Origin of the sequence: Paenibacillus sp. A14 (assembly GCF_036864815.1) — a bacterium.
Lineage (GTDB): Bacteria > Bacillota > Bacilli > Paenibacillales > Paenibacillaceae > Fontibacillus > Fontibacillus sanfengchensis.
Map to the genome: position 1 here is coordinate 1 of NZ_JBAGJD010000025.1, position 16,064 is coordinate 16,064.

Annotated in this window: 15 protein-coding genes and 2 tRNA genes; 8 read left to right on the forward strand and 9 right to left on the reverse strand. The window is 52.2% G+C overall.

Going from position 1 to position 16,064, the window contains the following annotated elements; translation table 11 throughout:
* Nucleotides 1–320 precede the first annotated feature (320 nt).
* Nucleotides 321–1,373 (forward strand): IS4 family transposase, encoded by a 1,053-nt coding sequence (locus V4U88_RS26605; RefSeq protein WP_334073952.1) that lies wholly within the window; start codon nt 321–323, stop codon nt 1,371–1,373.
* Between the two features lie 378 nt (nt 1,374–1,751).
* On the opposite strand, the gene V4U88_RS26610 is transcribed toward V4U88_RS26605, so the two are convergent.
* On the reverse strand, nt 1,752–4,004 hold the full coding sequence (locus V4U88_RS26610; protein WP_334076198.1) for an MFS transporter: 2,253 nt from the start codon (nt 4,002–4,004) through the stop codon (nt 1,752–1,754).
* Nucleotides 4,005–4,200: 196 nt separating this feature from the next.
* Between V4U88_RS26610 and V4U88_RS26615 the strand changes: the two genes are divergently transcribed.
* Both V4U88_RS26615 and V4U88_RS26620 read left to right on the forward strand, forming a co-directional pair.
* Complete coding sequence (locus V4U88_RS26615) at nt 4,201–4,917, forward strand: response regulator transcription factor (protein WP_334076199.1); 717 nt, start codon at nt 4,201–4,203, stop codon at nt 4,915–4,917.
* Nucleotides 4,907–6,004: a sensor histidine kinase gene (locus V4U88_RS26620; protein ID WP_334076200.1), complete on the forward strand. Its 1,098-nt coding sequence runs from the start codon at nt 4,907–4,909 to the stop codon at nt 6,002–6,004. Before V4U88_RS26615 ends, V4U88_RS26620 begins: the two co-directional genes overlap by 11 nt.
* A gap of 57 nt (nt 6,005–6,061) precedes the next feature.
* On the opposite strand, the gene V4U88_RS26625 is transcribed toward V4U88_RS26620, so the two are convergent.
* Entirely contained in the window at nt 6,062–6,655 is a 594-nt protein-coding gene (locus V4U88_RS26625; RefSeq protein ID WP_334076201.1) for a GNAT family N-acetyltransferase, read from the reverse strand.
* A 116-nt stretch (nt 6,656–6,771) separates the two neighbouring features.
* Nucleotides 6,772–7,728 carry an L-lactate dehydrogenase gene (locus V4U88_RS26630; RefSeq protein WP_334076202.1) on the reverse strand — a complete coding sequence of 319 codons (957 nt, stop codon included), beginning with the start codon at nt 7,726–7,728 and terminating at the stop codon, nt 6,772–6,774.
* Between the two features lie 201 nt (nt 7,729–7,929).
* Between V4U88_RS26630 and V4U88_RS26635 the strand changes: the two genes are divergently transcribed.
* From V4U88_RS26635 to V4U88_RS26650, 4 genes are all read left to right on the forward strand, one after another.
* Entirely contained in the window at nt 7,930–8,511 is a 582-nt protein-coding gene (locus V4U88_RS26635; protein ID WP_334076203.1) for a thioredoxin family protein, read from the forward strand.
* 2 nt (nt 8,512–8,513) lie between these two features.
* Nucleotides 8,514–8,990 carry a glutathione peroxidase gene (locus V4U88_RS26640; RefSeq protein WP_334076204.1) on the forward strand — a complete coding sequence of 159 codons (477 nt, stop codon included), beginning with the start codon at nt 8,514–8,516 and terminating at the stop codon, nt 8,988–8,990.
* 255 nt (nt 8,991–9,245) lie between these two features.
* A complete protein-coding gene (locus tag V4U88_RS26645) occupies nt 9,246–9,575 on the forward strand; it encodes a PilZ domain-containing protein (protein WP_334076205.1) in 330 nt (109 codons plus the stop codon).
* 57 nt (nt 9,576–9,632) lie between these two features.
* Nucleotides 9,633–9,706, forward strand: a tRNA-Gly gene (locus tag V4U88_RS26650).
* 576 nt (nt 9,707–10,282) lie between these two features.
* Here V4U88_RS26650 and V4U88_RS26655 read toward each other — a convergent pair.
* The 6 genes from V4U88_RS26655 to V4U88_RS26680 form a co-directional block, all read right to left on the reverse strand.
* Nucleotides 10,283–10,744: a transposase family protein gene (locus V4U88_RS26655; RefSeq protein ID WP_334076206.1), complete on the reverse strand. Its 462-nt coding sequence runs from the start codon at nt 10,742–10,744 to the stop codon at nt 10,283–10,285.
* A gap of 1 nt (nt 10,745) precedes the next feature.
* Entirely contained in the window at nt 10,746–11,903 is a 1,158-nt protein-coding gene (locus V4U88_RS26660; protein WP_334076207.1) for an MFS transporter, read from the reverse strand.
* A 5-nt stretch (nt 11,904–11,908) separates the two neighbouring features.
* Nucleotides 11,909–12,448 carry a PadR family transcriptional regulator gene (locus V4U88_RS26665; RefSeq protein ID WP_334076208.1) on the reverse strand — a complete coding sequence of 180 codons (540 nt, stop codon included), beginning with the start codon at nt 12,446–12,448 and terminating at the stop codon, nt 11,909–11,911.
* Nucleotides 12,449–13,128: 680 nt separating this feature from the next.
* Nucleotides 13,129–13,202 (reverse strand) — tRNA-Arg (locus V4U88_RS26670).
* Between the two features lie 103 nt (nt 13,203–13,305).
* Nucleotides 13,306–13,662 (reverse strand): hypothetical protein, encoded by a 357-nt coding sequence (locus tag V4U88_RS26675; protein WP_334076209.1) that lies wholly within the window; start codon nt 13,660–13,662, stop codon nt 13,306–13,308.
* Between the two features lie 2 nt (nt 13,663–13,664).
* The gene (locus tag V4U88_RS26680; RefSeq protein ID WP_334076210.1) at nt 13,665–14,006 is read right to left on the reverse strand and encodes a hypothetical protein; all 342 of its coding nucleotides are present in this window, start codon (nt 14,004–14,006) and stop codon (nt 13,665–13,667) included.
* A gap of 152 nt (nt 14,007–14,158) precedes the next feature.
* Between V4U88_RS26680 and asnB the strand changes: the two genes are divergently transcribed.
* The gene (gene asnB / locus V4U88_RS26685) at nt 14,159–16,003 is read left to right on the forward strand and encodes an asparagine synthase (glutamine-hydrolyzing) (protein ID WP_334076211.1); all 1,845 of its coding nucleotides are present in this window, start codon (nt 14,159–14,161) and stop codon (nt 16,001–16,003) included.
* The last annotated feature ends 61 nt before the right edge of the window (nt 16,004–16,064 follow it).

A 16,064-nucleotide genomic window follows, 5' to 3' on the forward strand; every position in this document is an offset into this window, starting at 1 on the left:
AGGCACTAGCATTGCATTAAACCTGACACAAGAAATTAACGGAACAGTATTTACTAAATATGTTAATTTATATGTTATTTTCATGGAATAAAATAAAAAAAGCTCCTATTGTTGAGTTAGATGCGTTACCCATAACTCATCTCAACAAAAGGAGCCAACCATGGGTAACATACACAATTTATCTGTGATTCGTCAATGCTTTTCTTATATTTCTGAAGAAAATTTTAGCTTTCCAATTTCCGATCATCGTGTTCGCAAGCTTACTACCTTAAAAAGTATCAAGTTAATTTTAGCCTCCCAACTCGCTAAGTGGGATTCTTATGAACACATTTCTCAAGCCACTTCGAACAAGCACAACGCTGCAGGAAAGTCTGGAACTATCCAGCATCAGTAGTTCTCAAATCTCCAGGCGTCTAAAGATGATTCCTACCGAGATACTCGAAGGTCTATTCCTTGAACTCATCGGCAAGGTCAAGCAGAAAGCTCCATCGGAAATCAAGGGCACACAGATTCGGATTATCGACTCGACTTGTCTAAGACTTCCGGCGACACTGGCCAACTGGGCGTACGTAACCCGTGACCACACTCAAATCAAAATTCATGTTCGAGTCTTGGTTTTGACTAAAAATGAAGAGAAAGAGGTCATTCCTGAGAAGGCCATCCCTACTACGGGGAATGTGAGTGACTACGAAACCATGAACTTTCTGGTCGAAGATGACGGCACAATATACGTGATGGATCGCGGTTATGTGAAGTATAAACAGTTCGATACTTGGCTAGAGCAAAAAGTTCAATTCGTAACTCGAATCAACGAAAAACATAGGGTTTGGCAGGTGGAGCAAGAGCTGCCGGTTCATCCGGATTCAAACATCATCCGAGATGCTATCGTTCAATTAGGGAGTGCCTTTCGCAAGACAGAGAATTCTTTACGCCTTGTAGAGTTTTTGGATGAAAAGGGGCGCAAGTATCGTCTGGCTACTTCGTGCTTTGACCTAAGTGCTGAGGAAATCGCGGACATCTATCGGCAGCGTTGGCTGATCGAGCTATTTTTCAAGTGGATGAAGCAGCATTTGCGATTAGTGAAGCTGTATAGCTATGATCCTCAAGGGATATGGAACCAGATCTTTATCGCTTTGATCGCTTATGCTATGGCCATGCTCATTCATGTGATCAGTGGAACCCGAATGAGTTTGTGGGAAGTGCTTCAATCACTTCGTCTTTTATGGGAGAAACCTAATTTGCTACTTGAATCCGAGCTTCATCGAAGGAGTAAAAGCCAGAACAACAAAGGGCGTCAAAGGAGTACAAAAATGTACAAGGAACCGCCTATTATGAACACATCGGTTGGAATGATCAAGCCAAGAAGAAAATGAAGCTGAGTGAAGAGGCAAAATAGAACAAAAAGTTAATATCCATAAAATGGAATAACGCATCTATTTTCTGACCCCCTTCATTTTTTGGCCAATTACTTAAAAATCGATATGGAAAATAATTACACAACATCTCTGTAAGCCATCATGTAAGCTTTGGTGCAATGCCAGTGCCCAAAAGGCCGCTATTGGGGCGAACGCAGGTAAAATTACGGGCGTCGGATCCAGTTCACCAAACGCCGCTTCTTAAGTCGGCGAATAAGTTCAAAATGGCCAGCATCTAACAACCCTTAATCCTTTACTTTCGCAAAATCAACGTGGCCAATCGGCCTTATGACCTTATCTGATCCCTTGAGTTCCCGTAACGTTTCTCCTTACCCGCTAAGGATTTCGGATGCCGATATCGCGGATCAACACGGCCCCCCGGGACGTTTGATCGAAAACGAAGGAGATTTGGCTCAACCGTTCCGGTCGAAAATCCGGATTGGCCGCCCTCAAATCCGCCATCCGGATTGAAAAGTTTTGAAAAACCGGTTCTTTGGTCGGCACAGCTTTTGTAAACGGCCGCTTAACGATGTTGCTCTCGAACATCGGCAACAGGGTTCCGCCGCTGCTTAGCGGGACGGATGCAACGTTCCCGTACCCGTCTTCAACCTGAACGCTCAAATCGGTTAATTCCCCGGAATCGGATTCCCTTTTACCATCGTCCACGTCAGCTACGGAAAAGACAAAGGCGCTGTCGGCATCCGCCGCCGGCCCCTGCTTCGGCAGCACGATCGTATAGGCCGGGACGCCGGATACCTCTGCGCTATCCCACTCAAGACGCACGGCGCTATTATACAGGTCGGGGGCAAACTTCATTTTCACTTTTTCTTCTCTCCATTTTTTCAGAAAAGCTCCGGTCGCTCGCCCGCCGGGAAACGTTGTGGAACCGAGATCAAAATCTTCATCGAAACCGGCAATGATCGTCGTATCGGCATCCAGATAGTTGGCGATATACATTGTGTCCGGCAGCCAATTCAGGGCATAGCCGAGATCCTGGAACACGGTCCGGTACTCGCTTTTACCGCTCAATGTCGCTTCGAGGAACGCGGAGATCAGCGTTTTTCCGGCCTGAAGCTGTTCCTCTTGCGGCATTAGCTGGGCCGTATTGTACAGCTTGTTGCCGAGTCCCGGAGCGTCCTTTCTTCCCCAAACGGTGTTGAATTGCCCGTGATTGGCCCCGTAAATATAAACCGACGCCTTGAAGTAGTCGCCGCTGCCCGTAAAACCGGTCCGGCTGTACTGACTCGCTCCGTCAAATGAGGAGACGTCCATGTCATGGGCTCCTTGCAGTGCCAGATAGTTCGTGTCCTGCAGACGCGTCGGATGTCCGGCCGGTTTGTACTGTCCGTCCGTACCGGCGATCGAAATGACGGACCGGATGCCGAAACGATAGTCGAATTTAATATTTCCGTCTTCCGGATATGCCGGAAGTTTGTTCAACGCCGCAGCCAGGGCGACCGCTTCGCCTCCCCGGGAGTGACCGATTAGCGCGATTCGGCTCATATCCGCCTTGCCGTAAAACGGATTTCCCTCCGTCTTGGTCCACTTGTCCCATACCTTCAGATGCTCCAACAGCAGCAGGGCTCTGGCCGGATTCTCCTTCTCCGGCGTGCTGAACATGAACCAGTCGTCAAACAGCGAAGTATTCAAAAAATTTTCGTCGACGGAAACGAAAATATAGCCGCGGCTAGCCAGCAATTCGCCCAGATAAGCGTAGCCGGGATCCGAATATTCGGTCGCCGTGTGATTACCGTGGACGGCGATCACGAGCGGAAAAGATCCTTTCTCCCGCGGATACCATACCGTTCCGTTCAGGGGCATCCGCTCGGGCCCGAAGCCGAACGTCTTTGTCCGGGTGGAAGACCATTTGTCCACGAAAGCCGTGCCATCTACCTGTTCGGTCACTAGCGAATCGGGCCGGTTGAACTCCTCACGGTAGCTGTTCTTACTGCCGTAGGTAAGCGTGAGCACAGGGTACGCCCCCTGTTCGGCCGGGTTCTCCATCGTAACAGGGTAGCGGTCCGCCGGCTTTACAACCGATAATCGGTACGGCTTGGCCGCATCCCCGCTCCCGTCACCCAGAAGCCAATACCCACCGATGCCGGCAAAGATCAGCAGCGCCGCCGCCAGCCCTCCGACACCCGTTTTGACCGCGAGTCCCGCTTCCCGGTACGTCCCCGCCCTCCACCGGAAGACAAGCGCCCCCAGCGCGGAACAAGCGATGGTAATCGTGAGCGCCACGAGAACCATCAATGGTACCGGGCCGATGAACGCCAGGAACATCAGGATGAACGAAACGGAGGCCAGCCAAAAATAGCGCGAAGGCATCCGCTTCACCAAGTGAAAGACCGCGGCCACAATACCGGTCGCTAGCACGACCGCAATAAGGAACAGCAGCGTCCCGAGCAAAAAATCGCCGGGTCCGCGCGAACCCAGCAGAAGATATCCCTGGGTGAAGTAGGCGATGACTGCGGCAGCCCCTAACAAGAGGGAAGCACCCTTCCATCCCGGAGAAAGCGGCACGGCTTTTAACTTTTTCCCCGCCCGCCGACGCACCTCTACCTCAATATCCCGTAACTTTTGTTCCATCCGCCAACCCCTTCTCCCTGTTTCATAGTTAAATGCTTTACATCTCCACAGGTTGAATTATAAAATCCTTCGCTTTCCCCCCACTTTCCCATTCCTTACATTATCCTTACAACGCGGCGAGAGACGAAGGAAATCGGTAAATGAGACCGAACTACAACAGCTAAAGAAGATTCCAGGGGAGGACGGAGGGTCAAAAATGCGAAAAACGATTCTGCTGGTCGATGATGACGAGGATATCGTCGGTTTGCTCAGATTGTTTTTGGAACAGGAGTACGAGATTCTGGAGGCGCATGACGGTCAGGCGGCCACGGAGTTATTCTCCCGGACCGATGTAGACCTGGCCGTTATCGATATCATGATGCCGCGGCTCGACGGCTTTCAGTTGCTGCAGTGGATTCGCGGACGATCGAAGCTGCCGGTCATCATCCTGTCGGCGAAGAACGAGGATATCGACAAGATCGCCGGGCTGGGACTTGGGGCCGACGATTTTATCGCCAAACCGTTTAATCCCTTGGAAGTGGTGGCGCGTATCCGCGCTCAGCTGCGCCGAACCTATGAGTTTAACGAAATCCCGGAGACGCCCGAAGAAATAACGGAAACGCGGGTCGGTGATCTGTCGCTGCATCACGATTCCTGTATGCTCTACAAACGCGGAAAGCCCATCGCGCTCAGTGCGCTCGAATACCGGCTCCTGAAGTTGTTTATGGAAAGCCCGGGCCGCATTTATACGAAAAAGCAAATCTTTGAAAGAGCGTGGGACGATGAGTACATCGCCGACGATAATGCCATTATGGTGCAGATCAGCCGCTTACGGGATAAAATTGAGGATTCTCCGCGCGAACCGGTTTATTTGAAAACGGTGCGGGGCCTAGGCTATCGTTTCGCCAAAAAGGAGGAGCTGCATGCGAAGTAAACCGACGATATTCCGTACCCTTGTTCGGAATTATATTTTCTTTTCGCTAACAGTCGGGGCAAGCGTCGCATCCCTGCTGATTTATTTTGTGGAACGGACGGACCGGTTGGCGGAATCCGGGGGCGGGACGAGCGCGGAAACGTTGGCGCTGTTCTGGAAGGCGCTCGCGGAGACGGGATTGCTGTTCCTGGTGCTGTTCGGGATCAACGTTTTTCTTTACAGCCGCCTGACTGCGGTCAAGCTGACGAACCCGCTCGGCGACATCGTCGCGGGAATCCGCAGCATAGCGGGCGGGCATTATCATGAGCGGTTGCGGTTCGAAGCCGAATACGAGTTGGCGCAGATCCAGGAAAGCTTTAATGCGATGGCGGAAAAGCTCGAGAAGGCGGAGAATGAAAAACGTCTGCTGGAGGAGAGCCGGCGGCAGATGCTCGTCGACATATCCCATGATTTGCGGACGCCGATTACGACGATCCAAGGGTATGCCAAAGCGCTTCAGCTCGGCATCATTGCAGATGAGGAGAAGAAGCAACGCACGATCAAGCTGATCTGTGACAAGACGTACCTGGTTGCCAAGCTGATTGAAGACGTGTTCGAGTTATCGAAGCTGGAAGCTCCCGACTACCCGGTAGCGAAGGAGCCGACCGACATGGCCGAATTTCTCCGGGAAATCGCCGTCACCTTTTACGATGCGTTTGAAGAAAAAGGATTCGTGTTTGACACCGAAATTCCCTCCGACGAAGTAATTGCGGAGTTCAACACCACGCTGCTGTACCGGGCCGTATCCAACCTGCTGGCGAATGCGCTGAAATACAATCCGCCGGGAACCCGTGTCCTTATCGGACTGGAAGATCACGGCGAGACTGTCCATATCGAGGTCACCGACGACGGCATAGGCATTCCTGGACCGTTGAGGGACAAGGTGTTCAACACCTTCGTTCGCGGAAACGCGGCCAGAACCAGCGACGGCGGCACGGGCCTGGGTCTTGCCATCGCCAGACAGATCGCGGAAAAGCATGGAGGTTCCATCTCGCTGGACGAAGATCAGTACGTTACACGCTTTGTGCTGGTGCTTCCGAAAAAGTAAGGCGCAGGGGATCAAGAATGTTCAGCAGAGTTAAACGCCTTGGGGATAGACTCGTCTCTACCCCTTCCCCCGCTTCATATATATGCGTTCGTTAAATCCCGCCAGTTTGGGGAGCAGGCGCTGTTTTTTACGCTTGATCACGGTATACCCGAGTTTTTCATACAACCGGTAGGCGTTGGTGTTCGTATCCACCACTTCAAGGATAAACTCGTCAAAATCCAGCGTGGCGATCAGGTGGTTGTTGAGCAACGTGGCGATCCCGCGTCCTCTGGCCTCCCGGGCGGTGGCCACCGACTCGAAGTAGCACTGGCGGTCGTTGAAATCGAGCGGTTTGCCCAGCTCTCCATACAGCACCTTGTAGATAAAAGAACCTTTAATTCGGCCGAATTCTTTTTGAAATACTCGTTTATCGAACGAGAACGCCCGGTTCCGGTTTGTGGAATAAGCAAAAATGCCAAGAACCTTGCCGTTTTCCACCGCCGTATAGAACTGATCGCCGACAAACGTATGCCTGAGCGCTCGGGCCAGCCTGGTTTGGTCTTTGGACATGAACTGTAGCGAACGTAAAAAACCGTCCGTAAAAATTTCAACGGCCTGGTCCCATCCGGACGCGTCGAGATCCGCCAACTTTTTAATTGAAAGGGATTCCATTCCTCTCTCTCCTTTTCGCAGCTTTCCATCTTATTTCCACTATATTTCAAAACATGACGGAGAAGAACAGGCTGGAGCAGGAAGTTCCCTCGTTCCCAAGGCTTAAGGCCGCGTCTTTACTTCCGGCTGGCCAGTCCTAGAATGGCGCTCTTGATGATCGAGCAGGATTCGTTGAATTTATGCTGTTCCTCCTCATTCAGGTTCAGCTCTACGACCTCTTGGATTCCCCCTTCTCCGATAATGGCCGGAACCCCGGCGCATACTCCGGACTGGCCGTATTCTCCCTCCAAAATGGCGGAAATCGCGATGATTTTATGCTCGTCGTTTAAAATGGAGCGAACGATGTAAGCGAGCGCGTTGCCGATCCCGAACTGCGTGTTGCCTTTCCGGGTAAAAATCTCCCATCCCGCATCCTTTGTTTTTCGCGCGATCTCATTCAGATCGACCCCTTGAAAACGTTCCTTATGCTGTTCCAGAATTTGCAGAATCGGCTTGCCCCCGATCGTAACATGCGACCAGGCCACGAATTGGGAGTCTCCGTGCTCACCGAGCGCATAGCCGTGAACGCTGCGCGGGTCGATGGAGAAAACATCGGACAGCAGCGTTTTTAAGCGTGCGGAATCCAGGGAGGTTCCCGTACCGATCACTTTATTCCGGGGGAGCCCGGATACTTCACGTACGATGTACGTCACCACATCGACCGGATTCGCGGCAACGACAAATATGCCGTCAAAGCCGCTCCCCATAATCCGGTTGACGATACCGGAAGTAATTTGCTCCGCATCTTCCAGCACATCCAGCCTCGATTGCCCCGGCTTCGGATTGGCTCCCGCCGTCAACACAACGACATCCACATCGCGGCAATCCTCCAAATCGCCCGCGTATACCTTCGTTCGGGTGGACGTAAAATCCATACAGTGCGATAGATCGAGCGCCTGGGCAACCGCCCGGTCATACGTTCTGTCCACCATCATAATCTCATCGCATATCGACTGATTGATCATGGAATAAGCGCAGGCCGCACCGACAAGCCCGGAACCGACAATGGTAACTTTTCTTGTTTTTCTGGCCATCTCTCCGCCTCCAATTTCCCTGTCTGTTTTAATCTGCCTAAATTATAACCGTAACTATCCCATGCAATCCAATGATTTACTTTCGCTTTTTTTGCACTTTTACGCCTATTCCGGCACAATTCTTAGTTGTGTCAAAATTGAGATTAGCCCGGGACATCGGTTACTATGGAGGAGATACTATTTCAAAGGGAGGAAACGCATATGAGTTTTACGTTAGCGATTGGTGAAAAAGCCCCGGACTTTCGGCTTCCGGCCACGGACGGCAAGGATTACTCTTTGGAGAGCTTCGCCGCTTCCCCTTATCTGGTCGTTTTTTTCACGTGCAATCACTGCCCTTTTGTCATCGGCTCCGATGAAGTAACGAGAAAAACCGCCGAAGCTTTTAAGGACAAAGGGGTAACGTTTGTGGGGATCAACTCCAACAGCGAGCAAACGCATCCGGATGACTCCTTTGCACATATGGTGCAGCGCATGAACGAGCATCGCTTCCCTTGGATTTATTTGCGCGACAAAGAACAGACGGCGGCCAAAGCGTACGGCGCCCTCCGGACCCCTCATTTCTATGTGTTTGATGCCGAGCGCCGGCTCGTCTATACGGGTCGGGGCGTGGACAATCCCCGCGAAACCGACAAAATGACCGTCAACGATTTGGAACGCGCCCTGACGGAACTGACGAACCATCAACCGATTTCGCTGCCGTTGACGAATCCGATCGGCTGCAATGTGAAGTGGGAAGGACAGGATGCCCACTGGATGCCGGCGGACGCCTGTGATTTGGTGTAATTATGCGGATATACGATTTCGAAGTGACGACGATCGACGGGCAGAAGACCACGCTGGAACCTTATCAGGGACAGGTACTGGTAATCGTGAACACCGCCAGCGCCTGCGGGCTTACGCCCCATTACAAGGGACTTCAAGAGCTGTATACGAAGCATAAAGATCAGGGCTTTAGCGTGCTCGGTTTTCCCTGCAACCAGTTCGCCGGACAGGAGCCGGGGACCGAAGAGGAAATCATGAATTTTTGCGAGTTAAACTACCAGGTGACTTTCCCGATGTTCAGCAAAATAGAGGTGAAGGGCGAAGGAGCCCACCCGCTGTATAAGTATCTTTTGCAAAATACACCCGAGCCTTACCGCACCGGGGAGATCGAATGGAATTTCGTCAAATTTCTGATCGACCGCAGCGGGAATATCGTTAGACAGTACAGTGCCCGGACGGAACCCGAGGCGCTGGAAGAAGACATCAAGCAGCTCTTGTAAAAGAGCCGCCCACAGGCGCTGCTCCAACCGTCGGTCCGTCCGCGGCTGGGGCAGCGTTGTTTTAATCCGTATAAACTGCAAGACTGGTCTTTCGGACTATAATTATGCCATTTTTTTGTCGAAAAATAAGACCAAAGCGGCATGTCCTTTTTCCTGGGTTTCCTCTATAATCGGAATATCTTACATCTCGGAGGATTAAGACTATTTATGATTTCCCGCAGAAAAGAACCTTTCCGCTACACCATCAACCCGCCTATGACATGCTGGATCGAAATTAAATCCATCGACAACATGCCGGTCAACAGCAAGCTGGCGGAAGCCGAATTGATCAATATCAGCAAATCCGGATGCTGCATCCAAATCGGGCTGGACCTTCATGCCGAGCAGCACACGATTCGTACCCACGTGCACTTCCAGCTTAGCGAGGAGCGCTACTGTTTTCCGGGTGAAATCCGCTGGCAAAATCCCCACGGAGAACATCTCTATCATTATGGGCTTCAGATGGAACTGACACCGGAAGAAAAGGAAAAAATCAATATCGAGCTCCGTTCCTTGGCGGCGGCAAAGCGCATTATCGTGATGTAACGAAAGATGCGCTTGAATTTTTTTGGCGCGATATGATATAATGATCAAGTCGCTAATGCGGGTGTAGTTCAATGGTAGAACGCCAGCTTCCCAAGCTTGAGGCGAGGGTTCGATTCCCTTCACCCGCTCCATTATTTTGACTTCGGACCTTCGGTAAAACGGAGGTTTTTTGGTTTGTTTCGATCCGTACAGAACATCGTCTGCATGTTATAAAATGAAGCGCTCGTCGGGAACGCGATGGTTCCTCCTTGACGGGCGCTTATTTTAGCAGGCGCGTTCCCGCTAGCGCCTCATCAGACATCATAGTAGGAGAAAATGAAGATCCGTTGAGCTATGATTTGGAGTGAGGTCACTCGAAAGTACGCAGTCTCAAGCCCACGACTATCAAGGTGCCTAGCAACTTCCAACTCCAAAAGATGCAAATCTGCAGGAATTTAGGCCGATCTACGAGGGTATGCGAAAAAAGATGCAAATCTGCAGGTATTTCTAGCGATTTTAGAGAAACGGGCCTATTTCGTCGAAAATTCCTGCAGAATTGCAGGAATCTTGAAATTTTTGTTCCGAACAGGAAAAAATCCTGCAGATATGCAGGAATTCTGTGTTAATCAAGGTTGTCTGATGGGGCACTAGCTCCAGAGCGAAGTAATTCCGCCCGCCCCTCTCTACTCTTATAAATAAGAGCCTTTTCGGCCAAAAAAACCTCAATTTTACTTTCCTCCCCTTGGAACAGGCCCCAACCCCGCTTCAGTGAAGCAATCCTTGTATATGTTTCGAACCGTCTTCTCGTGTACACCGATAAAATTTGCAATCTCCACAAAGCTATAATCGGCAATGATCAACTCTTGGATTTGCTTTACGAGCCGTTTGGTCATCCTCCTTTTGCGATCCACATTGGAAAGTTCCTCCCAAAATATAGCGCCGCAATTTCTGCACTTGTATCGCTTCCGCAAAATTACCAAACTGACATGTTTTTGCCTTACAGGCAGGTCCAGCACCACTTGCTCCCTACACCCGTGTTTATATAAAGGCTCCCCGCTGCCGCAATAGGGGCAATATGCGGGAAAAGCCGCTCGCTCCACCGGGATCATAAGGTCTTCCGGATACTCCACGACAGGTCCGCGGACTTTCAAATCCGACAGACTATGCCAGTTCTGATGGTTCGCTAACATGTTAGGCCTTTAGCTTGCGGAGAGGGAGCAAATAAATTAGAAACAAGACACTCAAGGTCGTATATGCCGCCGTAAGCCCGAAACGATCCGTCAATGCACTCGCCAGAAGGGGACCGAGCATCATGCCAAGCGAGTAGGCCGTGTTATATGCCGCAAATGTAGCGCCTTGAGAAGCGAACCCCATTTCCTGCGAGATGTCGGCGAGCTTCGGAAGCGCGGGGGTTAACACCATTCCCAAACTGATTCCCAGGCCGATCAACCCGATAATTTGCACCCAAATTTGCGTGGGAAGAGCATTCAGCGGCAATGCGACCGCAGCCATTAAAATCCCCAGCCGGATCGTTGCAAGATGCCCCAGCCGGGTAGACAGTGAACCGATCCATGGGGCAGCCGCACCGTAAATCAATGTGACTACGACAAACATCAGACCGATCATGGAGGGGGACAAGTGCAGGTCCTCATTAAAATGAATCGGCAGCGTCGGCTCTATACTTGCAAACAAAGCGGCACCCACCGTAGCCACACCGGCGATCACCATGACTCGCTTATTCCGGAGCAAACGGAAAGGGGAGATAAATTTGTCCGCTTTGGTATCTTTCAAATGACGCAGAAGCACGACGCTGATGGTCGCAGCCAAAAGAGCGATCCCCGCCGCGATCAAAAACGGCAGACGGTAGCCGCCCCATTCATACAGCCAGCCCCCGGCCGGCGGACCAAGCAGAATCCCTCCCGCCTGGCCCGACATCGCGATTCCCATCGCTCGGCCGCGCTCATTTGCGGGGAAAACCTCGGCGAGCAAGGAAAGCCCCGCCGTCCATGGTGCCGCCGCCGCTACTCCCTGCATGGCACGCGCCAGGACCAGAATCCAGAAGCTCGAAGAAAACGCGTAAACCAAAGTTGTCGCCGACAGCACAATCAGCCCGGCCACCAGCATCTTTTTTCGGCCTACCCGGTCTGCCAGGGCCCCGACAAATGGCGTCGCTATAAATAAGGCGATAGCATAACTGGCAAAAAGCAAGCCGATTTCCGATTGCGAGGCGCCCAGCGATTCGGCATGGAGCGGCAGAAAAGGAACGATGATACCGTACATTAACATATCGGCAAATATAGCCACAATCACAACCAACAGAACAGATTTTTTAAGGGGGTTTGAATCCATGAAGCTCACACTCCTCTTCCTAAAATTCCTAATATTTCATCGATGCATTTAAGCTGAAGCTCGCATTGTTCATAAATATTATGAAAAATAACATCGATTTTCGGAGTTACTTCTCCCGGTACGCCATGCTTCTTCTCGTATCCCGATTTCATACTGGCATACACCTTTAAAATTTGCGCTTTCTGCTCTTCCAGAGCCTCCGCGATTTGTTCCTCCCCCAGGTTCTCCATAAAAGTCAGAGCCGTGTACAGGGATGCGGGGAACACAACGGATGATTTTGAAAAAGAAGTCCTCAATAAGCGGCTCAATTCTAAAACCCCGTCCTCGGTAATTTTAAAGATGGATTTGGTCCTCATCCCGGTTTTTTCGACCTTTTCCAACACCACTTTCCCTTCCTCCTGCAGTCTCTTTAGAGCATGGTAAATGGACGCGGGCTTCACGTAAGCCCATAAATCGGTCTGTGAGGACTCCATCATCTGCTGAATTTCGTAGCCCGACATCGGCCCGTTGGCTTTTAAAAGTCCCAATACCATGGTACGGGTCATGATTATTACCTCCTGTATCAACTTTATAGTAATCGTTTAATACTAAACGTTTAGTATATGAGCAATACTATCACAATCTCCCACGTTAAAAAACCGATTTTGGGCATTTCACCACATAATCCGATTTCTAGATAAGTTTGAACTATTGAAAGTTGGGCGGAGTAACTTGGTTGGTCTCGTTGACTCGGATGTTGGTAGTAGATGATAGGATATACGCGCTGAGGGTGAGGGGGTCAAATTAACGGGAATTCCTCCCGTTAATTTGGTGCCTATACGGCTGCAGAGATGGATTAGCTGGAAAACCTCCAGCTAATTCACCTGAAATTGAGTACATCAGCGGTTGGGCCACGGAATAGATGGAGTTTTTCCAGCTAAATCGGACCCAAGGGACAACAGTGGAAAATTAACGGGAGGTTTTCCCGTTAATATATGGAGTGTGTGTAGACTGGTTCCAGACAGTGCCGCTTTATATCTACTTTGGGTGGATGTCTCCATAATCATTTCATTTCACACTATTCCTTATCGCCAATTCTTTAGTTCAACCTATATAGTTAAAAAAACGGAGATCACCCGGCCTCCCCGTATTCGCGGGCGGTCTTGCTTCAACGAGCCCCTATGGGGGTTCTCATCCCCTTGGGACGCAAAAAGCCGGTTCATTAAGTTGAACCGGCTTTCTCTTACGTCCCAGGAGGGATTCGAACCCCCGACCGACGGCTTAGAAGGCCGTTGCTCTATCCAGCTGAGCTACTGGGACACAAAGTATGTAAGAAGGATGCGTTATTTATTATAACGCATCCTTTCTATTTTTCAAAGGGGGTATTTAACCTTATGATGACTTTGCCCTAACCCCCGGATGATTACCGCGGTAGTCCGGCGTCGAGGCGCTCCATGATCTCGCGGTCCGCCAGCAGGCGCTGCAAAAACTCGGCCCGCTGCCGCTCGGGAGACGGCCAGCCGTCGCGGCAGAAATCCTGCTCGGCGACCTCCTCGTACGCCTGGTGCATATTGTTGTCGTACCAGTCGGTTTCGAGGTCGGCGTCGCTCTGAATCATCCGCACGATCTCGTACTCCCCGCCTTGTCCGCCGGACGAACGGGCGACATACACAAAAAGATCGGGATCGTCCACCGCGCCCGGGCGGACCAGGATTTCCCCGCAAGGCGTTCCTTTAACTTCGGTGATCCGCCGGAATACGGCATTCTTGATGTAGTACATCCCTAAACCTCCTCGCCTTCGCCTTCCACCATCCCGGGAGAAATGCGGAGGGAGCGGTGTAATTGTTCGCGCGTTTCCTCGGTCCCCAGCTTATAAATTTGCCGGTATAGTTCGTCCACCTGGCTCTGGTAGCTGGCGTTCACGTCCTCCTCGGGACTATCCGGCCAAGGAAACGTATAGGCAAAAAAGGTGCTCACTTCTTTTTCATCAATTTGCTCCAACATATGACGTATCATGTCAGCTTCTTCCGGGGTCGCGCGGATTTCCCACTCATAACCCGTCGCACCTTGATCCTCCAGCAAGGACCGGCCTTGCAGGGATACATAGTATGTTTTTTTCTCCATCGCCTACCTCCTGGCCCCGGGGGAATCCCCCGTTTGCTCATAGTTTTCCGTTAAGGACAGACATTTTATGCCCCGGGTAGGCATAATTTGTTAGTACTTTTCAGCCGGCCCAAAATGGGGAACGTAAGCGATCATAGAGAGGAGAAACCACCATGTGCGGAATCACGGGTTTTATCGAATGGAATCGAGATTTGACGGCAGAGCTGGACTTGGTGCTGTCGATGACATCCTGTTTGGAAAAAAGAGGGCCAGACGCCCAAGGTACCTGGATATCAGGTCCCTGCGCCTTCGGACACCGGCGGCTGAGCGTCATGGACCCCGAAAACGGCGCACAGCCGATGGTGATTCAGGAGGAAGATGCCGTTTACAGCATCGTATATAACGGGGAGATCTACAACGCGCCCGAACTAAAAGATGAACTGCGCCGCAGGGGCCGGACATTCCGGACAAACTGCGATACGGAGGTGCTGCTTCAATCCTACATCGAGTGGGGGCCGGATTGCGTTTACCGGCTGAACGGCATCTTCGCTTTCGCGGTCTGGGACAGCGTAAGGCAGCACGTTTGTTTCGCCCGCGACCGGCTTGGCGTCAAACCGCTGTTTTACAGCGAGCTTGAGGGGACGTTGATTTTTGCCTCCGAGCCCAAGTCGATCCTCAAGCATCCGAGGATGGAAGCCGTCGTCGGGCCGGAAGGACTGGCGGAAATTTTCGTCATCGGGCCGGCCCGGACGCCAGGGCATGGGGTCTATCGCAACATGAAAGAGCTGCGTCCCGGCCAGGTCATGATCTACAACCGCTCAGGGCTCCGCACGTACGCTTACTGGAAGCTGGAGGCCGAGCCGCACACGGATTCCGTTGAAGCGACCGCAGGCGAGATCCGCAGCCTGCTGCAGGATACGATGGAACGTCAGCTCATCTCGGACGTTCCGGTCTGCACCTTGCTCTCGGGCGGTCTCGATTCCAGCGCCCTGACCGCGCTGGCCGTCGATTATTACCGGCGGACCGGGCAGGGACAGGTGCATACGTATTCGGTGGACTACGTCGATAACGACAAGTATTTTCAGGCCCACAGCTATCAGCCGGGGGCCGACACCCCCTGGATCAAACGGATGGTCGAGGAGCTCGGCACGGAGCATCACTGGATCTCGTTTGATACCCCCGAGCTTGTCGGCGCGCTGCCGGACTCCACCCTGGCCCGGGACCTCCCCGGGATGGCGGACGTGGACGCCTCCCTGCTCCTGTTCTGCCGGGAGATCAAGAAAGGCGCCACCGTCGCCATTTCCGGGGAGGCCGCGGATGAAGTGTTCGGCGGATATCCGTGGTTCCACCGGGAGGAATTGCTCGGCTCCGGCACGTTCCCCTGGTCGATCGCCACCGGGCTGCGCGCCGGCCTCCTCTCGCCGGAAATTCGCGATTGGATCGCCCCGGAGCGGTACGTCGCGGACCGGTACGCCGAAGCCTTGGAAGAGGTGCCGCGACTGGACGGGGAAACCCCGGAACAAGCCCGCATGCGCACGATGTCGTATTTGAACATCACCCGGTTTATGCCGACCCTGCTGGACCGCAAGGACCGGATGAGCATGGCGGCCGGCCTGGAAGTCCGCGTGCCTTATTGCGATCACCGTCTCGTTCAATACGTTTGGAACATCCCCTGGGAGATGAAAACGACGGGCGGCCGGGAGAAAGGGATTTTGCGCAAGGCGCTGGAAGGCGTGCTCCCGGACGATGTCCTCTACCGCAAAAAAAGCCCCTACCCCAAAACGCATCATCCGGCCTATCTGGAGGCGGTGCGGGGACAGATGCTCGAAATTCTCGATAACCCCGCCTCGCCCATCCTGCCGCTGATCGATGCGGACCGGATCCGCGAAATCGCCGCTTCTCCGGAGTCTTCGTCCCATCTGCCCTGGTTCGGCCAATTGATGTCCGGACCGCAGTTGTTCGCTTATCTGGCCCAGGTTAACCACTGGCTGACCACCTACAAGGTGGCCATCCGCTGATCGCAAGTTCAACCAAAGAAGCCGCATTCCCTGCGACCCAACGCGGAATGCGGCTTCTTGA